This window comes from Caulobacter sp. BK020 (assembly GCF_004342605.1).
GTDB lineage: Bacteria > Pseudomonadota > Alphaproteobacteria > Caulobacterales > Caulobacteraceae > Caulobacter.
Genome location: NZ_SLZL01000023.1, coordinates 48,124 through 65,412, shown reverse-complemented (window position 1 = coordinate 65,412; position 17,289 = coordinate 48,124). Strand labels below are relative to the sequence as shown.

Annotated in this window: 11 protein-coding genes; all 11 read right to left on the bottom strand. The window is 69.3% G+C overall.

The features are described 5' to 3' along the window. Positions 1 to 152: 152 nt before the first annotated feature. A complete protein-coding gene (locus tag EV278_RS21180; RefSeq protein WP_132095770.1) occupies positions 153 to 1,736 on the bottom strand; it encodes an ABC transporter ATP-binding protein in 1,584 nt (527 codons plus the stop codon). After that, entirely contained in the window at positions 1,736 to 2,560 is an 825-nt protein-coding gene (locus EV278_RS21175) for an ABC transporter permease (RefSeq protein ID WP_132095768.1), read from the bottom strand. Before EV278_RS21175 ends, EV278_RS21180 begins: the two co-directional genes overlap by 1 nt. Then, positions 2,557 to 5,103: an ABC transporter substrate-binding protein gene (locus tag EV278_RS21170; RefSeq protein ID WP_132095766.1), complete on the bottom strand. Its 2,547-nt coding sequence runs from the start codon at positions 5,101 to 5,103 to the stop codon at positions 2,557 to 2,559. The genes EV278_RS21175 and EV278_RS21170 overlap by 4 nt, the downstream gene beginning before the upstream one ends. Next, a complete protein-coding gene (locus EV278_RS21165; protein ID WP_132095764.1) occupies positions 5,100 to 6,452 on the bottom strand; it encodes a tetratricopeptide repeat protein in 1,353 nt (450 codons plus the stop codon). The genes EV278_RS21170 and EV278_RS21165 overlap by 4 nt, the downstream gene beginning before the upstream one ends. A gap of 35 nt (positions 6,453 to 6,487) precedes the next feature. Then, positions 6,488 to 7,453, bottom strand: a complete 966-nt coding sequence (locus EV278_RS21160) for an alpha/beta hydrolase (RefSeq protein WP_132095762.1) — start codon at positions 7,451 to 7,453, stop codon at positions 6,488 to 6,490. Between the two features lie 29 nt (positions 7,454 to 7,482). Continuing rightward, the gene (locus tag EV278_RS21155) at positions 7,483 to 9,714 is read right to left on the bottom strand and encodes a TonB-dependent receptor (protein ID WP_243692291.1); all 2,232 of its coding nucleotides are present in this window, start codon (positions 9,712 to 9,714) and stop codon (positions 7,483 to 7,485) included. 240 nt (positions 9,715 to 9,954) lie between these two features. Next, on the bottom strand, positions 9,955 to 11,124 hold the full coding sequence (locus EV278_RS21150; RefSeq protein WP_132095758.1) for a VWA domain-containing protein: 1,170 nt from the start codon (positions 11,122 to 11,124) through the stop codon (positions 9,955 to 9,957). After that, complete coding sequence (locus EV278_RS24115; RefSeq protein WP_165916730.1) at positions 11,121 to 13,370, bottom strand: DUF5682 family protein; 2,250 nt, start codon at positions 13,368 to 13,370, stop codon at positions 11,121 to 11,123. Before EV278_RS24115 ends, EV278_RS21150 begins: the two co-directional genes overlap by 4 nt. A gap of 4 nt (positions 13,371 to 13,374) precedes the next feature. Beyond that, positions 13,375 to 14,454 carry an AAA family ATPase gene (locus EV278_RS21140; protein ID WP_132095756.1) on the bottom strand — a complete coding sequence of 360 codons (1,080 nt, stop codon included), beginning with the start codon at positions 14,452 to 14,454 and terminating at the stop codon, positions 13,375 to 13,377. Then, on the bottom strand, positions 14,451 to 15,872 hold the full coding sequence (locus tag EV278_RS21135; protein ID WP_132095754.1) for a DUF5691 domain-containing protein: 1,422 nt from the start codon (positions 15,870 to 15,872) through the stop codon (positions 14,451 to 14,453). The genes EV278_RS21140 and EV278_RS21135 overlap by 4 nt, the downstream gene beginning before the upstream one ends. Beyond that, on the bottom strand, positions 15,865 to 17,013 hold the full coding sequence (locus EV278_RS21130) for a hypothetical protein (protein ID WP_243692290.1): 1,149 nt from the start codon (positions 17,011 to 17,013) through the stop codon (positions 15,865 to 15,867). Before EV278_RS21130 ends, EV278_RS21135 begins: the two co-directional genes overlap by 8 nt. Positions 17,014 to 17,289: the final 276 nt, after the last annotated feature.

Below are 17,289 nucleotides of genomic sequence, written 5' to 3'. Positions count from 1 at the left end.
GCCACCGGCTTGCTCCTCAACGCCTTCCCACCAGAAGAATGCGCCAACTATCTCAGAAACTCAGGCTACGCCGCCTAATCTCAACAGGCTCTAGGTTTTTGTTCTCGCATCGCTTTTGCGGAAAACCGGCATCCACTTTTCCGCGCGATGCTCTAGGCCCGCGCCGCCAGCGCGCGCGCCAGGTTCGGCGTCGCGGCGATCAACTGGGCTGTATAGGGATGCCGAGGATTGGCGAAAACCTCTGCGGTCGGGCCGGCTTCGACGATCTCGCCCTTGCGCATGACCAGCACCCGGTCGGTCAGGCCGCGCACCACGCCCATGTCATGCGTCACGAACAGATAGGCCACGCCCAGTTCGTCAGAGAGCTTGGCGAGCAGGTCCAGCACCTCGGCGCGAACTGTAACATCCAGGGCCGAGACCGCCTCGTCCAGGGCGATGACCTCCGGCTCGACGATCAGGGCGCGGGCGATGGCGATGCGCTGGCGCTGGCCGCCGCTGAACTGGTGCGGATAGCGGTCGGCGGCGTCGGCGGGCAGGCCGACCTTGACCAGCATGGCCTGGACCTTGGCGCGGCGCTCGGTGGGCGAGAGCCTGGCGTCCAGCAGGTGCAGCGGCTCGGCGACCAGGCGCTCGACCGTCCAGCGCGGATCCAGGCTGCCGGTCGGATCCTGGAAAACCAGTTGGATGGCGCGGCGGCTGCGGCGGGGCGAGGCCGGTGTGAACGGCTGGCCGGCCAGGCGCACCTCGCCGCCTTGCACCGGCTCCAGCGCCAGCAGGGCCCGTAGCAGGGTCGACTTGCCGCTGCCGGACTCGCCGACCAGGCCGACGATCTCGCCGGGGCGGATTTCCAGCGAGACGCCGGGCAGCACACGGATCGGCGGACCGGCGCGCAGGAAGCCGCGCGGGCCGGGATAGTCGCGGACCACCTGGCGGGCCTCCAGCACCGGTGGGGCGCCTGGGTCCGGCCGGTGCGCGCGAACCGGCGCGTGCTCGGCGTCCGCCGCCAGGGCGCGGGTGTAGGGATGGGCCAGGGCCTGGAAGAGGGCGCCGGTTTCGCCCTGCTCGACGATCTCGCCGTTCTTCATCACGGCCACCCGGTCAGCGGCCTGAGCGACCAGGGCCAGGTCGTGGCTGATCAGGATCAGAGCCGCGCCGTCTTCACGAACCAGGCGCAGCAGCAGGTCGAGGATCTGGGCCTGGGTCGTGACGTCCAGGGCCGTGGTCGGCTCGTCGGCGACCAGCAGGCGCGGCGACAGAACAAGGGCGATGGCGATGGCTACGCGCTGGCGCTGGCCGCCCGACAGCTCGTGCGGATAGCGGGCCGAGGGGATGTCCTTCAGCCCGACGCGATCCAGCGCTTGGCGAGCGGCGGCTTTGGCCTCGGCGCGTGTAACCCTACGGTGCACGCGCACGACCTCGGCCACCTGCTCGCCGATGGTCATGACCGGGTTCAGGGCGGTCATTGGCTCCTGGAACACCATGCCGATGCGATCACCGCGCAGACGGGTCAGCTCGGCCTCGGACAGGCCGACAAGGTCGCCGCCCTCGAAGCGGATCGTCCCCTCGATCTTCGCGCCCCCCGGCGGAAGGCCCAGGATCGAGAGCGCGGTCATCGACTTGCCCGAGCCGGACTCGCCGACGACGCCCAGCACCTGGCCCGCCTCTAGGGTGAGGGTCAGGCCTTTGAGGATAGGCTTGTCGCCGAGGATGAGCTTGAGGTCGCGGATCTCCAGCATCAGCCGTCCTCGGTCAGGTGCGGGTCGAGCCGGTCGCGGAGGCCGTCGCCCAGCAGGTTCAGGCCGAGCACGGTGATGACGATGGCCAGCCCCGGAAAGACGGCCTGAAGGGGCGAGAAGGCCGCCAGGGTCTGGGCGTCCGCCAGCATCTTGCCCCAGCTGGCGGCCGGCGGCTGGGCGCCCAGGCCCACATACGACAGCCCCGCCTCGGCGATGACGCCCAGCGAGAACTGCAAGGTCGCCTGGACGATCAGCGTGCTGGCCAGGCCTGGTGTGATGTGCTCCAGCGAGATCCGTGCGGCGCCCTTGCCGGCCGCGCGGGCGGCCAGGACGTAGTCGCGGGTCCACAGGCTGAGGGCCGACCCTCGGGTCAGTCTGGCGAAGACCGGCACGTTGAAGACGCCGATGGCGATGACGGCGTTGATTGCCCCGGGGCCCAGGACGGCGGTGATCAGGATGGCCAGGATCAGGGCCGGGAAGGCGAAGACCACGTCGGAGCCGCGCATGAGCAGCTCGTCCGTCCAGCCCCGGCGAGCGGCGGCCAGCAGGCCCAGCGGCACGCCGATCCCCGCGCCGAGCAGCACCGCCACCAGCGAAACCGACAAGGCGTTGCGGGCGCCCAGCAGGATCATCGAGGCGACGTCGCGGCCGAAGTGGTCCAGGCCCAGCCAGTGGGCGGCCGAGGGGCCCTGCAGGCGGTGACCGATGTCGAAGGCTGTGACGTCATAGGGCGTCCACACCAGGGATAGCAGCGCGGCGACCACGAAGCCGGCGCTGATCGCGGCGCCGGCGATGAGCGTAGGCGGGAGACGTGACCGGCTCATCCGCGTCGCTTCCGCAGCCTGGGATCAACCAGGACATAGGCCACGTCGACCAGGAAGTTGGTGGCCACGACGGCGAAGACCAGCAGCATGACCACCCCCTGCACCACGATCAGGTCGCGCTGGGTGACGGCCTGCAGGACCAGGCGTCCCAGGCCCGGCAGGAAGAAGACGTTCTCGATGATCACCCCGCCGGCCAGCAGGAATGGAAACTGCAGGCCCAGGATGGTCAGGAGCGGGATCAGGGCGTTGGGCAGGCCGTGTCGCCAGAGGGCTCGTCTCGCGGTCAGGCCCTTGGCGCGGGCGGTGCGCATGTAGTCCTCGGCCAGGGTGTCGATCAGGGCCGAGCGGGTGACGCGGGCGATGATCGCCGCTTGCGGCGCGGCCAGCGCCAGGGCGGGCAGGGCCAGGGCTCCTAGGGCGGGACCAAGGCCCGCTTCCCAGCCCGGGAAGCCGCCGGCCGAGACCCAGCGCAGGCTGATCGAAAAGACCATGACCAAGAGCACGGCGAACCAGAAGTTCGGAATGGCGACGCCTACTTGGGTCAAGCCCATGACGACGGTGTCGGCCGCCTTGCCGCGCCGGGCGGCGGCCAGGGCGCCGATCGGCGCGCCGACGACGATCGACAGCGCCATGGCCAGCAGGGCCAGCGGCAGGGACACGCCGATCCGCTCGCCCACCAGAGCCGCGACGGGAGTCTGGTAGGTGTAGCTGACGCCAAGGTCGCCGTGCAGCATGCCCAGCAGCCAGGCCAGGTAGCGTTGCGCGGTCGGGCCCTCGAGCCCCATCTGGTGGCGCAGGTTGGCGATCGCTTCGGGGCTGGCGTTCAGGCCCAGCATATAGGCGGCGGGATCGCCTGGCACGACCTGGATGATGGCGAAGACCACAACGCTGGCGGTCAGCAGAGTCAGGGCCATCACCACCGCCCGGCCACCCAGCCAGACGGCGCCGAAGCGGGCGGCGAGCAGGGCCAGGCCTCCGACGACCGCGAGCGCCAGGACGCCGCCAAGGATCGCGCCGGCCGATCCGGACTTGGCGTCGATGATCGTCTCCGTCCCCCTGGGGCCCTCGAAGGAGGCCGCGTGCAGGTCGATGATCTGGGTCGGTGAATTGACCCAGAAGTCCTTCAGTCGCGCATCGAACACGCCCAGGCGCGGGAATTGAAACAGGAAGCCGTTGACCGCGTCCTCGGCGATCCGCCGCTGGATCTGGCCCAGGATCGCCGTGCGCTGGCCCTCGTCGGTTGCGCCCTTCAGTGCTTGCATCAGGCCGTGGAAGGCTTCGCTGTGATAGCCGAAATAGTAGTCGGCCTTGTCGTAGATGGCGTAGTCCATCGGCTCGGCGTGGCTGACGATCGTGAGGTCGAAGGCGTGCCGGCCGTAGACCTGATCCAGCCACTGGGCCCATTCCAGGTTCTCGATCTTCACCCGCACGCCGGCCTGGGCCAGCTGGGCGGCGACGATCTCGCCGCTGCGCCGGGCGTAGTTCGGCGGCGGCAGTTTCAGCGTCAGGTCCAGGCCGTTCGGGTAGCCGGCCTGCGCCAGCAGCGCCTTGGCCTTGGCAATATCGTGCGGATAGAGGCCGGTGAGATCGACATAAGCCGCGTTCTGCGGCGGAAAATGGCTGCCGATCGGCGTCCCGTAGCCGTACATCGCCCCGTCGATGATCGCCCGGCGGTCGAGGGCGTGCTGCAGGGCGCGGCGCACCCGCACGTCGGCCAGCGGGCCGGTGCGTTGGTTGATCGCCAGGATCACCTCGCCCTCGCTGGAGGCGGTGACCACCTCCAGGGCCGGATCGGCGCGCAACTGGGCCAGGCTCTCCGGGGCTGGATAGTCGAGGAAGGCGTCGACCTCGTGGGTCTTGATCGCCGCGAAGGCCGCCGCGGGATCGGCGATGAACTTGAAGCGCACCGTCCTCAGCTTGGCGGGCTGGCCCCAGTAGCCGTCGTTGCGGGCGAGGCTGACCGTGTCGCCGCGTCGCCAGCCGGTGAATCTGAACGGGCCGGTGCCGACAGGCGCGGTGGCGAGGCTGCCCGCCGATCTTGGCGAGACCATCACGCTGTCGCCCCAGGTCAGGGTGTAGAGCAGATCGCTGTCGGGGCTGGCCAGTTGCAGGCGCACCGTTCGCGGATCAACGACCTCGACCTGGCGGATGACGCTGAGCGCCTGCTTCTGGACGTTGGTCGAGGCGGGGGCGATGGCGCGCTCCAGGCTGAACTTCACGATGCCGGCGTCGAAGGGCGTTCCGTCCTGAAACCTCACCCCGCCGCGCAGGTGGAAGGTGTAGGTCAGGCCGTCGGGCGAGATCTCCCACCAGGTCGCTAGCAGGGGCTTGATCGCGCCCTGGGCGTCGAGCCGGACCAAGCCCTCGAACACCGTGCCGTAGACCACTTCGTCGGTCGCCACGGCCGCGCCCGAAGTCGGGTCCAGATTCGGCGGCTCCAGTTGAAGGGCGACCGTCACCGTGTCCCTGGGCGCGGCGCGGGCGGTCGGGGCAAGGGCCAACAGGCAGGCGGCCGCGAGACCGAGAAGCGAGCGGAAGCTCACGCGAGGCGAGCCCGGGCCTTGGCGGCCTCGCCGGGCAGGCCCAGCCGGTCGTAGACGTCGGCCAGGGCGCGGTTCAGCGGGACGCCGTTGGGGTCGAAACCGCGCCTTAGCTCCAACGCCTGCTGGGCCTCGGACAGGCGATTGGTCCGGATCAGGGCATCGAGGACCAGTTGCTCGAAGAGATCGCGCTGGGCGTGGCTGCCGCCGATCTCAGAGAGGCGCGGCAGGGCGGCGCGCAAGCCTCGCAGGGCGGTCGCATAATCGCCGCGGGTGTGAGCGACCAGGCCGTCGGCGGCGGGCAAAGCGACTTCGCGCCAGGTCTCACGGACGTGGTCGGGGGCCTCTAGCGCCGCGCGACGCACGGCGGTCAGCAAGGTGTCCGTTTCCGGTCGTCCAGCGCGGGCCAGACCGTAGAGATACTGCAGGGTCAGGAACGGCTGGACCAGGTCGTCGGCGCGAACAGCCAGATAATCGGCCAGGTCGCTCCAGCGTTCGCCGACATCGACGCCCGCCAGCTCCAGCCGGGCCAGCAGCGACACCGCGCCGACCTGATCCTGGGAATAGCCCTTCTCCTGCGCCCAGCAGTGGTCGTCATAGGCGGCGAGCGCAGCATCGAACCTGCCTTGGCTGAGATAGAACAACGCCAGGTGCCACCACAGGTGCGTGTCCATGAACGAGTTCAGGCCGGTCCAGGTGTCCTGCACGCCCTCCAGGAAAGCGACGCCCTCGGCGACGCGGCCTTGGGTCAGCATCACATGGGCCAGGGCGTGCTGAGCCCAAGGTTCCTTGCGCTTGAGGTCGAGGGCGCGGCGGGCGGCGGCCTCGGCCTCGTCTAGCAGGTGGCACTGCTCATAGGCGAAGGCCAGCATGCCGTGGAGGTGAGCGACGTCGTCGGCGTGCGGCAAGGCGGCGCTGGCGGCGCGCAGCATGGCCGGGAAGTCGCCGTGGTTGAAGTCGTGATAATGCCGAAGCTTCAGCACCAGCAGGTCGCGCGGCCAAGCCGCCAGGATCGTGTCGGCGATGGCCAGGGCGCTGGGGATATCGTCGGCCGACCAGGCGGCCACGAAATCGACGAACGCCTTCTCGCGTGGATGAGCCTCGGCGGCCGCCGTCCGCGCCCGGGCCAGGTAGGGCGCGGCGCGCTCGGCGGCTTCCGGTGCTTCCAACAGCAGCCACAGGATCGCGGCATAGGCGTTCAGCAGCGCATGGTCCGCATGCGCCTCGGCCGCGCCGATCACCTCGGCCGCCCGGGTCTCGTAGCTGAGGAAGCCGTCGACGAAACTGTCGATGGCCGCCAGGGCCGCGTCTGAGGTCCCGCTGACCGGATTGCCGAGATAGTCGGTACGCATGGAAGCACTCTAGAAGGACCGGGCGGCCGCGCCAGCTATTGGATCTTGGAGGCGGCCAGGAAAGCGGCCACGTCGTCGGCGGAGCGCTGCGGGATCTCGACTTGGGGCAGGTGGCCGACCTTGGAGTAGGTGATCAGCTTCGCGCCGGGGATGGCCTGGGCGAACTTGTTGGCCCCGGCCACCTCGATCAGCGGGTCGATCTCGCCCCACAGCACCAGGGTCGGAACCTTGATCGTCGCTAGGACCTCCTTGGTCGCCTGGCTGTGCTTGCCCGGCTGGATCGACATCAGGATGGCGCGGTGGCCTGGGGCGCGCTGCAGTTCGGCCCAGCGATCGATGAAGGCGTCGGTGATCACGGCCGGATCGCCGACCTCGCCGCGCAGGCCCGTGCGGATCAGCGGCTTGTTGTCGATCGATCGCAGGAAGGCGCGGCCCCACGAGTACTTCAGCAGCTTGAAGGCCAGAGGCGGCTTCTTCAGCGTGGTGGCCGGCCAGCCGGCGGCGTCGGCCAGGATCAGGGCGTTGACGCGGTCTGGATGGTGCACGGCCACCTGCCAGGCGACGCCGCCGCCCATCGAGTTGCCGGCTATGGCGAACTTGGGGAGGTTTTCCCGGGCCGCCAAGGCGTCGATCAGATCGGCGGCCCCATCAGCGGAAGCGACATAGCCGGCCGGCGCGCGGGTCAGGCCGTGGCCGGGCAGGTCGACAGTGATGATCCGGTAACGGTCGGAGAGCCGCGCGACCCAGCCCTCCCACGAGAAATGCGAGTCGCCGAAGCCGTGGACCAGAACCAGCAGGGGCCCGTCAGCCTTGCCCTCGTCCTTGTAGTGCAGGCGCACGCCGCCGGGCAGGTCGGCATAGTGCGAGGCCTTGGTGGCGTACTTGGCTTCCAGGGTCTCGTAGGGGATGTCAGGGCCGCGCAGCAGCAGCCAGCCGACGAAGCCGGCGAGCACCACCACGGCCGCCAGGCCGCCCAGGATCGAGAGCAGGATCTTCAACATGTTCGACGCTCCTGAGCGGCCGGCCGTGACTAGAAGCGGTATTGGGCGCGGAGGCCATAGGTGGCCGGCTGACCGGGCGCGGCGATATCGATCAGCGGCAGGAAGAAGTTCCGCGTCAGGTCGTACTTGGTGTTGAAGACATTCCGCGCGAACGCGGTCAGCGCCCACGGGCCCTTGGCCGGCGACACCGTCACGCTGGCGTTGGCCAGCCAGTAGCTGTCGACGTCGTAGCGCGAGCCCAGCAGCAGCGGTTTGGTCTTGTCGTGGAAGGCGTAGTTGCCCTGAGCTTCGACCTCGTAGTCGCCGACGGTCCAGGTGTAGGACACGTCGCCGCCATAGCTGAGCGGTGGGAAGCCGACCTTGGCCCCAGTGCGATCGATATAGACCGCCTTCCTGGCCGCGACGCTGGCCGGGATGTCGAGGTCGTTGGTGTACTTGTCGAACTTGCCGGTCTTGTAGCCCAGCGACTGGCCGATCCGCAGGGCCGGCGTCGGACGCCAGGTCAGCTCAAGTTCGCCACCATAGATGTGCGACTTCTGGGCGTTGACGATGGCCCCGATCGGGCCGTTGTTGATGTCGTAGATCGCCGACTGAACCTGCTGGTTCTTGTAGTCGTAATAGAAGACCGAGCCGTTCAGCTGGACGGTGTTGTCGGCGAAGGTCGACTTGAAGCCGGTCTCGTAGGCCCACAGGGTTTCAGGGCGGAAGCCGTCGACGGCGGAGGAGTCGCCGACATTGTAGGAGGTGAAGCCGCCCGACTTCGTGCCCTTGCTGGCGCTGGCGTAGATCAGCACGCCGTCGACCGGGCGATACTCGATCGCGAGCTTGCCGGTCAGGGTCTTGTTGTGCAGCGCCTTGTCCGCGGTCGGGCTGAAGTTGGTCGCTGGCGCGCCAGGAGCGAAGACGCCGGCGGTGACGAAGTCGTCCTGGTTACGCTTTTCGTTCTCGCCGCGCAGGCCGCCGATCAGCTTCACTTTGTCACTCAGTGCATATTCCAGCTGGCCGAACAGCGAGGCCGAGCGGACCTTCTGGCTGTAGGTCGTGCGGGTGTCGAACAGCAGCGACTGGTAGAAGTCGGAATAGAAGGCCTCGTCGATCGTTTCACGCGAATAGTAGCCGCCGACCAGCCATTGCAGCGGGCCTTCCGTCTTCGACGAGGCGCGAAGTTCCTGCGAGAACACCTTGGCGTCGGTGTCGAAATAGGTCCCGGCGTAAGCATAGGCCGAAGCGTCCCAGTCGTTGTACTCCTTGCGGTGCAGTGTCTCGTAGGACGTGATCGAAACGAGGTCGACGCTGTCGGTCTCGGTATGGGCGCGCAGCGAGACGCCGCCGCTCTTGGTGTCGTGGAACGGCTTGGCGTTGGTGGCGATGCCGGTCAGGCTGGCGAAGGCGGCCGAGCCGCCCCAGCCGGTGTTCTTGCGGCTGCCGTCGGCGGCGATGGTCGGCAGGCTGGCGTTGTAGCTCAGGGGATTGAACAGATAGAGGCCGGTCGGCTCGGACTTGTCGTAGCCGGCGTGGACGCTGAGCAGGATGTCGGTCTTGTCGGTCGGCGTCCAGGCCAGCTGTCCGCGCACCGAGGCGGTGTCCTTGTCGCCCAGCTTCTCGCCGGTCGTGCGGTTCTTCTGCCAGGCGCCGCCCTGGTCCGTGACGAAGGCCAGACGGCCGCTCAGGGTGTCGCTGATTGGGCCCGAGACGAAGCCCTCGGCCTTGAATTCCCCGTTGTTGTCATATTCGGCGGTGATCCCCGCCGACGGGGTGCTGGTCGGACGATGGGTGACGAAGTTGATCGCGCCGCCGGTGGTGTTGCGGCCGTAGAGCGTGCCTTGCGGGCCGCGCAGCACTTCCACGCGGGCGATATCGAACAGCAGGCCTTGGGTCTGGGCCTGAATCGGATAGGCCACCTCATCGACGCTGACGCCCACGGTCGAGGAGTTGTTCGAGGCGTAGTCGTCGAAACCGACGCCGCGCAGGCGGAAGCTGGGCTGGCCGCTGCCGAACTGCGGCGTGATCTCCAGGCTGGGCGTAGCGTACTGCAGTTGGTTGACCGTGGCCACGCCGCGTGCGGCCAGCTGGTCGCCCGAGATCACCGACAAGGCCACGCCCACGTCCTGAGCCGACTGCTCGCGACGCTGAGCGGTGACGATCACCTGCTCCACGGCGGTGTCCCCGGGCGCTTCCGGCGCTGCGCCGGCGAAGGCTGCGCCGGCGAAGGCCGCGCCGATTGCGCCGGCGGCCGTTCCGATGAGAAGACGCTTGATCACGACAAATCCCCGCTTGTCGGCGTCGCGCGTCCTGCCGCGAAACGCCGGTTTCGTTCGCGGCATAATTCCTATTGAAGTGGTGGAGATTGAAACCGAGATTTCCTCCGACGAGGCCAAGCTTCTCTAATCAGTGTTCACGCAGGCGGAAAAACTGGTCGGAGGGGCAGTTCTATCCGCACCGGGCAGGGATTGCGCGCCCGCGGCTGGGCGGTGCGGTTCGGGCCGCAGCGCCCCGACACCTCATGCGTCCGCCCGGATCGCTTTGATATCGGCCTTGGCCGCCCAGGCCAGGACGTCTTCTCGTTTCAGGGCCGCGGCCATCAGGTCGGGAAACTGATCGGGGGTGCAGGCGAAGACCGGTATGCCCAGCGCCGCTACCCGGCCCGAGAGGCGCGGATCGTAGGCCGGACGACCCTCGTCGCTGAGCGCCAGCAGGGTGACGACATTGACGCCCGAGCCGACCAGCCGCGCCAATCGGGCGACCAGAGCCGCGCTGTCGCCGCCCTCGTAGAGGTCGGTGATCAGGATCAGGTGCGACTTGGCGGGGGTTTCGATTTGGCCTTCGCAGTAGGCGACGGCCTGGTTGATGTCGGTGCCGCCGCCAAGCTGGACGCCGAACAGGACCTCCACCGGATCGGCCAGGTCGTCCGTCAGGTCCAGGATGGCGGTGTCGAAGCAGACCAGCTTGGTCTTTACCGTCGGCAGCGAGGCCATCACCGCGGCGAAGATCGAGGCGTAGACCACCGACGGCGCCATCGAGCCGGACTGGTCGACGCAGAGCACGACCTCGTCCAGGTCCGCCAGCCGGCGCTGGCGGCGCATGAAGCCGACCAGCCGCTCGGGCACCACGGTGCGGTGCTCGGCCTGATAGTGGCGCAGATTGGCCTGGATGGTGCGCGGCCAATCGATGTCGGAAAAACGGGGACGGCCGGTGCGACGGCGGCGGTCGACCGCGCCGCGCACGGCCTCGGCGGTCTTCTTCTCCAGCCGCTCCATCAACGCGGCGACCACCTTGGCGATCACCTCGCGAGCAATCGCCTTGGTCTTGGCCGGCATGACGTTGCGCAGGCTGATCAACGTGGCGACGAGGTTCACGTCGGCCTCGATCGCCCCCAGCAACTCCGGCTCAAGCAACATCTGCTGCAGGCCAAGGCGATCCATGGCGTCCTTCTGCAACACCTGGACGACAGGCGTTGGGAAGAACTGGCGGATGTCGCCCAGCCAGCGGGCGACGCTCGGCGCCGATCGCCCCAGGCCGCCGCGTCCCTTGCCCCCCGCGCCGTCAGGACCGTCGCCTTCTCCGTAGAGCATGGTCAGGGCGCCGGAGAGCCGCTGGTCGTCGCTGGACGACAGGGCCTCGTCTTCACCGCCGACGGCCAGCCGCCAGCGCCGTTCGCGTTCCTCGTTCATGTGGCCGGCCTCGCGGTCAGGATGTCGGTCAAGCGCTGCAGATGGGCGGGCCAGACCGCCTCGGCGTCGGCGGCCAGGACGCGCCCCTGCAGACCTCCGCCGCCACGGCCGAATATGGCCTCGAGCAGCCGCCGCCGCTGCATGCGGTCCAGATTGCCCAACGCCCGACGAAATAGCGGCAGGAAGGCGGTGAAGTCGTCTTCCTCCAGCGCCAACATCCAGTGATCGACCGCCGCCCGCAGCCCCTCGTCGTAGATCAGTCGCTCGCCGGCGCTGTCGAAGAAACCCTCGAAGAACCCGGCGGCCTCCGCCAGGGTTCGGCCGGGCGATAGCATCCGGCCCAGCAAATCGGCAGCCGCCTCGGGCGCGATCTTGTCAGCCTCGTACAACAGCCGCGAGGCCACGCCGGCCAGCAGCGGCGTGGTCTGCTCGTCGTAAGCCACGGTCGACAGCGCCCCGCGCCAATCGGTCAACTCCGCCTCGGCCAGCACCGCCGCCGCGTCGGCCGCCAGCACGGCCGAGCGCAGGGCCTTGGCCGCCTCGGCGTCCAGCCCCCGGGCCGCGTAGGGCAGGGCGAGCGCCCCCTGGGATAGAATGCGGCCAAACAGGGTTTCCAGCTGAACGGCGTCGGTGCGCCGAGCCTGGCCGTAACGGACGATGTCGCCCAGCGGCGCCAGCGACGACAACAGCTCGCCGCAGTCGCTGGTCAGGGCCACCCGATGCTCGATCCGCTCAACCCCGTTATGGGCGGCGTCCGGCAACTGAGCCGTCAGGGCCGACAGGGTCAGGCTGCAGAGCGTCGGCAGATCCGTCGCCTCGGCGAAGCGCGCGGTCAGGCGGCCGGCCGCGGCCCGAGCCAGGGTCGGGCCATAGACCAGGTTCTCGACCAGGCGGACGGCGAACTCGGGCTCCCAGCGCAGTTGCCAGCGCTCGCGGAAGGTGCCCCGGCTGCGGCCGGCGTCGACCTGGCGTCCCCACGGAACGTCCAGGATCGACAGGCGGTGCAGCAGGGTGGAGCGATCCAGCCCGCTCTCGCTGCGCAGGTCGATGGCCAGTTCCCGTTCCAGCGCCTCGGGCTTGAGCCGGGTGCGCCGCTGTTCGCGCTGGAGGTCTTCGATCAACGGAGCCAGTGGCGCGTCCGGAGAAATCTCGCCGACGGCGTCACCCAGCAGCAGCTTGGCGGCGATCGTCTCCCAGACCAGCCGCTCGCCATCGCAGAGGCAGGCGATCGCAGCCTCGCGCAGTTCCTCGAAGCCGGGATGCGGCCGGTCGCGCATCGACGCCAGGGCGACAGCCAAGCGCTGCGCCTCGATCAAGGAGGCGGTCGAGGCGATGTGGCCGGCCTCGCGCAGCGCCCGGGCGATGCGGCCCAGCCAGCGAATGCTGACCTCCTGGCGCGGCGTCTCCCACAGATGGCCGCACCAGCCGGGCGCGGCGACCCCGGCGGCATAGCCGCTCTGGAACGCGAGCCGCGGCGAGGTCCAGGGCGCCCAGGTGGCGCTGATCTTCTGCCTGGGCGCGCCCTTGACCAGATCACGATCCTGCGACAGCGGAATCTTGGCTTTCAACGCGGGCTCGTGCCAGGCGCCGCAGACGACGGCCACCGCGCCTTCCGAATCCCTGGCCGCCTTGGCGATCTCAAGCCGCATGTGCGCCTCTCGCAGGGCTTCGCGTCCCATGGCGGCCGGCGCGGCGGAGCGCAGGGCCGCCATGGCGTCAGCGACGGCGGCGAAGACGGCCTCCGACGCCGGGCTCTCCTCGATGACGTCCCGCCACCAGCTTTCCCCGTCCTGGTAGCCGCCGGCTTCGGCCAGCAGTCCGATCGGGTCGCGTTCCAGGCGCGCCGCGATCTCGTCCAGCGGCGGAGGCGCGTTCGCCCCTTCGGTAGATTCGGTCTCCGGCGCGGAAGCCGGTTCGGCGGGCGGGGCCAGGTTCCAGGCGGCGGGAACGTCGATGAACCGCACGATCGCGCCGTTGCGCACCGCCCAACAGGCGGCCTGGTACTCCGGCGAATAGACGGCGAACGGCCAGAACGAGGCCCGGGCCGGATCGTCCGAGGCGTAGACCAGCAGCGCCACCGGAGGAACCATGGCCGGGTCGGCCAGCATTGGCAGCAGGTCCGACGCGTCGGACGGACCTTCGATCAGGACGGTCGTCGGGCGCAACGCCTCTAGGGCGTCGACGAGCCGCCGCGCCGACCCCGGCCCATGGTGCCGGATTCCGAAATAGTGGACGTCAGCGGCCACGTGATCAGACCAGGTCGACCAACGCGCGATAATAGCCGGCGTAGTCCGGACGCTTCTTCAGGACCGCCTCGAGGTATTCCTCAAGCACGACCTTGTCCTGCACCGGGTCTTTGACGATGGCGCCAAGCAGGCTGGGCGCCAGGCCCTCCGCGCTCAACTTGCCATTGTCGAAATAGGCGGCCTGGCTCAGCCCGCCAACGGTGACCGCGATCGCCTCGGCGGTTGACAGCGAACCTGAGGGCGTCTTCAGCGTCACCTTGCCGTCGAGGGTCGAGCCGCCGCGCAGCTCGCGGAAGATCGAGACGACGCGGGCGACTTCCTCGGTCACGTTCTTGGGCGCCGGCAGGTCGAGGCTCTGGGCCATCTCGCCGACGCGACGCGTCACGATGGAGATCTCCTCCTCCATGTCGTCCGGCAGCGGCAGCACCACGACGTTGAATCGCCGTTTCAGCGCCGACGACAGCTCGTTGACCCCCTTGTCGCGGTTGTTGGCCGTCGCGATCAGGTTGAAGCCGCGCCGCGCGTAGACGGCCTCGTTCAGCTCCGGAATCGGCATCATCTTTTCGGATAGCACGGTGATCAGCGTGTCCTGCACGTCCGAACCCATCCGCGTCAGCTCCTCCAGGCGGCACAGCTTGCCGCTGTCCATCGCCCGGTAGAGCGGCGTTGGCACCAGGGCCTCGCGCGAAGGACCGTTGGCCAGCAGTTGGGCGTAGTTCCAGCCATAGCGGATCTGGTTCTCGTCGGTGCCGGCGGTGCACTGGATGACCAGGCTGGAATCGCCGCAGATCGCGGCCGCCAGGTGCTCCGACACCCACGACTTGGCCGTGCCCGGCACGCCGAGCAGCAGCAGGGCCCGGTCGGTGGCCAGGGTCGCCACCGCCGTTTCGATCAGGCGGCGGTCGCCGACGTACTTGGCGGTGATCGGCGTGCCGTCCGCCGCCTTTCCTCCCATCAGGTAGGTGACCACGGCCTTGGGCGACATCGCCCAGCCGCGCGGGGGCGGGGCGTCGTCCTTGCGCTTCAGGGCGTCGAGCTCGGCGGCGTAGATCGTCTCCGCCGGCAATCGCAGAATATCGGTCAAGTCGGACGCTCCGGTTCGAGGGCGATGTTGAGATGCAGGTGGTCCAGCTGGGGATCGGCGGCTGAAAGTCCGCTGGCGACGCAGGCGTCGATGATTGCCTTGGCTGCGTTCGGGTCGACCAGCAGGCCGAGGTTCGCCAGGCCGACGGCCAGGATCGGCGATTGGGCGCGGCTTTCCGCCGATAGGCTCTCGGCCAGGAGCGCGAGCAGCGCCTTGTAGGCCGGGGACTGGACCACGGACTTGATACCCGCGACGCCCAGCATGTCGCCGGCCACGGCGAGACTGCCTTGGAAGGTCGCGGCGTCCTCTCGCGCAAGAACCATCTGCAAGGCGGCGCGCCGCTCGTCCGGCGAGGCCCGCCTGACCAGGATGGCGACCAGTTCGACCGATACGCCGGCGTCGCCCCGAACCAGGTCGAACAGCGTGCGCCAAGCACCCGGCGAAGCGGTGGCCTCGACCATGGCCATGAACCCGCTCATGACCCGAGGCTCGCCGACGGGGATGGTCTCCAGCAAGGTCTCCTCGTCCACGCCCAACGCCTTGGCCAGGTCAGCCAGGGTGACGGTTTCAAGCAGGGCGTATCGGCGGGCCTCCTGCGTGAGGTTCTTGAGGGGCTTCAGCTTCAGCTGGTTGCGGCGCTTGATCAGGCCGACTCGCGCTAGCTCCACCATGCTGGCCAGTTCCTGGGCGGACGCAACGTCGGCGTCGCCCCGCCCCAGTCGCGCCAGCAACCGCCGCACCAGCGCCCGGACACGGTCCGATCGATCGGCCGCGAAGCCCTCGAGCACCGGTGCGTCGTCCGGCGACAGCCCTTGCTCGAGGAGTTCCAGCAACTTCAGGCGGCGCTCGGCGGGCTCGTCGCCGGCCTTGGCGGCGACAAGCGTCCGCGCGGCGGCCGGATCGCTACGGCGAAGGGCGAGTAGGACCGCCCGTCGCTCGGCCCAGGGCCAATGATCCCAGTTTTCGGCGGTCAGCGCGTCCGAGGATGGTCTCGCGGTCTCCGAGGCCGCCCAGGCCATCCAGGGGCCATAGATGGCCGGCGCCCAGTCGTCCGTCGGGCGTGGCAGCCAATCGGCCGGATGCATCACGTAGCCGCGAGCGGCCAGGAACTGGACCAGCGACCTGATCCCGCCCTCTTCGGTCCGGCGCGCGGCGAGAAGTCGCCGGATGCGGGCGCGGGCCGTCTCAGGGGGCGTCGGCGCCGACAAGACCGGCAACAGCGCGCGGGTCGTCAGCGGCGGCGCGGCGGGCGGGAACAGCACCTGTAACGCCTGGCCGGCCAGTGCGACCAAGGCCGCTTCGGCGCCCGCGCCCACCCCCACGGCGTCGCGCCAGGCGGGCGGCGCATGATCCACCGCGCCCCGACCCGCCATCCAGGCGCCCCGGATCCGCGCGAGATGGTCCTCGAGTTCAAGCATCGAAGCCGACACGCCCCCAGTTCGTCCGTGCCGCCAACAGGGTCAGCCTCGCTCCGTTCCAGAGGCCTGCGGCGCCGTCCAGCCGTGCGCCCAGGGAGATGTCCGAGGTCGCGCCGTCGATGGGCAGCGCACCGGTTTCACCCCGCCACCAGGAGCGCCCCGCCGCGTCTTCGGCGATCCGTCCAGACGGCAAGGCCACCGGCGCGGCCAAGGTCCAGGGCGCAGCCAGCAGCACCTCGGCGTAGGGCGCCAGCGGATCTCCCGTTGCGGGATCGGGCCAGGCCTTGTCGCGCGTCTCCTGCGTATCGACCTCGGAACGCTCGATGATGAGCGCACGCAGCGGCGAACGCGCCGGGTAGAACACCAGCTCGGCCCGGAAACGGCCGCCGGCCGCGAACGCGCCGCTGCGTCGCCCGGCCGAAGCCGGGAAGTAGTCGAGCAACTGCGCGAAACGCGGCCCCTCGGCGTCGAGGTTCAGCAGCCAGGTCGAGACGCTGACCAGCCCGTCGCGACGGGTGGCGATCTGCTCTCCGAGCACTTCCCAGACCCCGGCGTGGCGCGGCGCGTCCGGGGCGGTCATCAGCTCCTCGCGGCTCTCGGTGGAAACCACCTCGCGCCGAAGTTCCGGATCAAGGGGCTCGGCGCGCCAGGCTCGCGCCAGCAAGGTCAGCTTGCCCAGTTCAATAATGGCCGCATCGATGCGCTCCTCCGTCGGCAGTTGCAGCAGGCGGGAGGGCGTCTCATCCAGCCGGCTGGCCAGGGCGCCGGCCTTGGCGTCGACAAGGCGGGCGGCGATCCGTCGGCAACGGTCGGCCGTCTCGGCCAGGAAGGCGCCCAACCCGGTGCGCAGTTGGTCGGAAATCCAGAGCTCCAGGTCGTCCAGCCCCGTCTCGACCTGTCGCCGGACGTCGCCGGCCCGCCTCTCGGCGGCGGCCTTGCGCTTGGCCTCGACGGCGGGATCCAGCGCCTCGACGACCACCTCCTCGGTGGCGGCGTCGAGGCTCTTGGAGCCGCCCTCCGGCTTGGCGGCCAAAGGCGCCGCGCCGCTGGACGACTTGCGCCGGCGCCCCATCCACTCGATGACCCAGTCGGGCGTCTCGGCGGGCGCGAAGCCGCCTGGTTCGTCGACGTGCAGCCACATCAGGGCGATGGCGTGCTTGCAGGGAAATTTGCGTGACGGGCAGGTGCACTTGCTGCCGATGTCGATGGTATCGGCCGCAACCCGATAGGGATTTGCTCCAGAGCCCTGGCATTCGCCCCAAATCAGGCCGCCAGAAACGCCTCGAGAAGACCATTTGGCCGGCTTCAGCAGCCCCGCGGCCGCTTTCAACGCGCTCTGGTCCGGCGCCATCGCCTCGATTTCGCTACGCGACAGCGCCACAACCACTCCCTCGACTCCGCCCGCACACTACTGAAC